This is a genomic window from Armatimonadota bacterium (assembly GCA_020354555.1).
Lineage (GTDB): Bacteria > Armatimonadota > Hebobacteria.
Genome location: CP070648.1, coordinates 3,839,627 through 3,843,781, shown reverse-complemented (window position 1 = coordinate 3,843,781; position 4,155 = coordinate 3,839,627). Strand labels below are relative to the sequence as shown.

At 68.0% G+C, this 4,155-nt stretch carries 3 protein-coding genes; 2 read left to right on the top strand and 1 reads right to left on the bottom strand.

The window, feature by feature from the left end; genetic code table 11:
• A partial coding sequence (prmC, locus tag JSV65_15710) for a peptide chain release factor N(5)-glutamine methyltransferase (GenBank protein ID UCH33985.1) occupies window positions 1–630 on the top strand: 630 nt, incomplete at its 5' end.
• Window positions 631–683: 53 nt separating this feature from the next.
• Here prmC and JSV65_15705 read toward each other — a convergent pair.
• The gene (locus JSV65_15705) at window positions 684–1,949 is read right to left on the bottom strand and encodes a sulfatase (GenBank protein ID UCH33984.1); all 1,266 of its coding nucleotides are present in this window, start codon (window positions 1,947–1,949) and stop codon (window positions 684–686) included.
• Between the two features lie 595 nt (window positions 1,950–2,544).
• On the opposite strand from JSV65_15705, the gene JSV65_15700 reads away from it, so the two are divergent.
• The gene (locus JSV65_15700) at window positions 2,545–3,834 is read left to right on the top strand and encodes an MFS transporter (GenBank protein ID UCH33983.1); all 1,290 of its coding nucleotides are present in this window, start codon (window positions 2,545–2,547) and stop codon (window positions 3,832–3,834) included.
• Window positions 3,835–4,155: the final 321 nt, after the last annotated feature.

The window sequence follows — 4,155 nt, the reverse complement described above, 5'->3', positions numbered from 1 at the left end:
CTTGCATATGACACCGGCCGCGCGGCGTTCTATCGCCTGGAGTTCGCCGTGGATCCGCGGGTCATCGTGCCCCGGCCGGAGACCGAGCACGTCGTCGAGCACGCCCTGGCCGCCGCGCGCGGATTCGACGAGCCGCTCATCGCCGATGTCGGTACCGGCAGTGGCTGCATTGCGGTCGCACTCGCCTGCAACCTCGAACGCGCCATCGTCTACGCCATGGATTTGTCTCGGGATGCGCTCGAAGTCGCCGAGACCAACGCCCGCCGCCATAACGTGCAGGATCGCGTCCGCCTCCTCCACGGCGACCTGCTCGACCCGTTATCCGACCCGGTCCACGTCATCGCTGCCAACCCGCCGTATGTCGCCACCGGTGAGTTCCCTGGCCTCATGCCCGAGGTGCGCGACTACGAGCCGCGCCACGCCTTGGACGGCGGCGAAGACGGGCTGGCGGTCATCCGGCGGCTCATCCGGCACGCTCCACCGCACTTGCTCCCCGGCGGGGCTGTGGTGATGGAGATCGGCGCGAGCCAGGCGCCGGCCGTGCTCGCGCTCGCCGAAGACAGTTTCTCGGACGCCCGCGTTGAGCGCGACCTCGCAGGGCTCGATCGTGTGCTCGTCGCGCGGCTGTAATGCGCGCGGCGCGTCGCGGCGAGCCCGGCCCGAACGCCGGGAGATGCCGCCGCCTATCGCAAGTAGCCCAGCGAGCGCAGCCACTCGCGGGTATCCTTGTCGAGTTTCTCCCGCCGAGTGGGCGCCTCGCCTGCGGCCCCGAGGTGCGCTTGTCGCGCCGCCCACGCCCGCCACACGGCAGCGACACGCTGCGCCAGATCGCGGCGCTCGCGCATCACGTTCTTCTCCTCCCCCGGATCCTCGCTCACGTCGTATAGCTCGATCAGGTCCCCTGTGTCGTCGAAGATCCCCTTTGCGCCGGCGACCTCGGCTGACCATAACAGCTTCGGTTCGCGTAGGCAGCGCGAGAAGGCAGCCGGTCTCACTGCCCGCCCGCCGAACATCTCGGGCGCGAGATCGAATCCCTGAACCTGCTCCGCGGGCAGTTCGAGCCCGGCCAGCGACGCCAGAGTGGGCGCGATGTCGCTCAGCTGGGCAAAGCCGGTCACGGTTCGCCCTGCCGCCTTCGCGCGGGACGGCAGGCGGGCCGCCAGCAGAATGTGCGTCAGCTCGTTGTACACCGTGCTGGAGTGCAGGAAGCGCCCGTGCTCGCCGAACGCCTCGCCGTGGTCGGAAAACACGACGAGGATCGTATTATCCAGCACGCCGCGCTCGCGCAGGTCTCCGACGAGCGTTCCGACCGCCCAATCGGCGTATCTCAGCGCCTCATCGTACATCGCGACGATGTGGCGCAGGTCGCGCTCGCTTGCCCGCATCTCGCCGGCATCGAGCTTGAACAGGATCTCGCTCGTCGGGCCCAGTGTGCCGGCATAATCCGGATCGAAGGTGCCCTGAAACTGCCCCGACTGTTCGTAGGGATGGTGCGGCGGCATGATGTGGACATACATGAAGAAGCGCTCGTCGCCGACGCCCGCCAGCCACTCGCGCCACGCCCGCTGCAGGTCCGGCACGCGCCCTTCCTCCGGGTTGCCCGTGTACACCCGCACGAAGTCGTCCACGCCGTCGCCGAAGCCGTGGGGCTTGATCACATTGCCGCTCGCGCTCAACACGCCGGTGCGCATCCCTGCCGCCCGGCACGCCTCGGGCAGCGTGGTCAGGCCGAGCGGAATCCGCATCCTCACCACGGAGGCGCCGTGGGTGTCGGGGTACTGACCCGTGAACAGCGATGCGACGGCCGCGAGCGTGTATGTCGCGTCAGTTACCGCGTTGGCAAACCGCACGCCCTCGGTCGCCAGCGCGTCTATCTCCGGGGTCGTCGGCCGCCCGTAGCCGTAGCAGCCGACGTGATCCGCGCGCGCCGCGTCAACGCAGCAGATCACGATGTTGGCTGAGGCGCACGCCTCGCGCGCTGCCAGGAGAGCTGGCGATGGTCTGAACGCCTCTGCCGGTCGCGGCTTCTGCCGACCGCAGCCGGATAGCCCCACAACCGCTCCCAGGAAAACAGCAGCAACTATACAAGCCGGCTTCGATTGAGGCACGTGCATGGACCGTAGTCCAGTCTCTTTCCCGTTCGCCTTGTGCTATCGCCCCACGGATTCGACCGTTCTCGGTGCCGCCGCGTGGCCCCGAACCGGACAACGCTCACCCCGAGCACGCCGCGCCGGGCGGCATCTCCCCCAGGGACATGTTTCGATGTGAACAAGCCGGCCGCCTGCGCGCGGTCGCGTCGGGGCAGGAGATTCGCCTGCGACTGCGGAAGACAGACAACGCCGTAGAGCGTCAATCGGCACGTGCCGTTTGTCCCGGTCGCGCTTGATATCTCCGGCGCGACTCTCTCCCCGGTGCGGGCTGTGGCCTGCCTCAGTATGCAAGAGCCGTGATCGTCCTGTTCCGCGCGTCACCCACCCGGGCAGGGCGGTGCGTGGCGCACGAACGCAGCCTGCCCCGGAATCTGTCAGCGGACTGAAGTAGAACGTGGAACCTGAGGAAACACACCCCACCCCGCCGTCGAAACTCGAGGACGAGCAACCCGCCCTCGACCCGCCGGGTGACGCCGACGGCGATCCCGGCTGGCGACTGACCCTCTACGCCGCGTGGGTCGCGCAGCTCTTCTGCATCATAGGCTTCTCATTCGTCATGCCCTTCTTCCCATTCTACATCCGCGATCTGGGCGTTCCCGATCGGGTGGTCCCCATTTGGGCGGGTTTCCTCGCTACCGCTGGCGGGATCACGATGACCGCCGCCGGCCCGCTGTGGGGCATGGTCGCGGACCGCTACGGCCGCAAGCTCATGGTGCAGCGCGCCATGTTCGGCGGCGCCGTGGTTCTGGGGATGATGGGCCTCGCCCGCAACGTTTACCAACTGCTTGCCCTCCGCTTCTTGCAGGGCACCATCACCGGCACCGTCCCCGCCTCGATCGCGCTCGTCTCCAGCGTCACCCCTAAGAACCGCATGGGCTACAGCCTCGGCTTGATGCAGATGGCCGTGTTTACCGGCGCCTCGGTCGGGCCGTGGCTCGGCGGCGCCGTCGCCGACCGCTTCGGCTATCGCGTGCCGTTCGCCGTCACCGGAGCCTTGCTCTTCTGCGGCGGCTTGCTCGTGCTGTTTGGCACACGCGAGCGCTTCAAGCGGCCGGAGCCCCACGAGGCCATGGGCGCCGGGTCCATCCGCGGCCTGCTCAGTCTGCGCGGCGTGGTTACTTTGCTCCTCGTCTATTTCATGCTCAGCCTGAGCGGCAGCATCGTCGGGCCGATCTTCCCGCTGTTCGTCGAGAGCTTGATGAAGACCCCCGAGCGCGCCGCTTCAATCACCGGCATGCTCCTCGCCATTGGCGGGATCGTCGCCGCCCTCGCCAGTGTGACCATCGGCAGATCCAGCGACCGGTTCGGGCACCGCCGCGTCCTCATCCTGACCATCTCGCTCGCGGGCCTGTTCTGCTTCCCGCAGGCCGTCGTCCGGACCGTCGGGCAGCTCCTCGCCATCCGCATCCTGTTCGGGTTCGCCGCCGGCGGCATGGCGCCGACGGTCAACGCGCTCGTCACCAACATCGTCCCGCGCAGCTACCTCGGGCGCACCTACGGCCTCACCACCTCAGCCAACTCCCTGGGCATGGCGTTGGGCCCGTCGCTCGGAGGCTGGCTTGCCGCCGCCGCGGGGCTGCGCTTCCCGTTCGTCCTCATGGGAGCAATGCTATTGCTCCTCGCGCTCATGGTTCACCAGCGCGTGTCGCCCGCGACGACGAGCCCTGACGCGCCGGATAGCTGACCTATCGAGGTTCGTGCATTGCCGGGATTCGTGCATCACCGGAAGGCCCGCAGACGAGAGGATCATGCTCACGAATCCCGTTCCCATGGAGTCTGGGCTGCCACTCCAATAGCCGAGACTCCATAGGGAAGGACGCAAGGGACGGCGGGGTACCTCCCGAACGAACCTCGTCCGGAAGAGTCCAGGTGTATTACCGGTGCATCAGGCGTTGACCGGGGAGAAGCGGCTCAGCGGGACTGAAAGGGCGGCGTGTGGCGCCGCAGAGCTTTGGGCCACCGCGCCCTCACTCTGGCTGGGGGGAAGACTTCGGCTCCGCTGTGG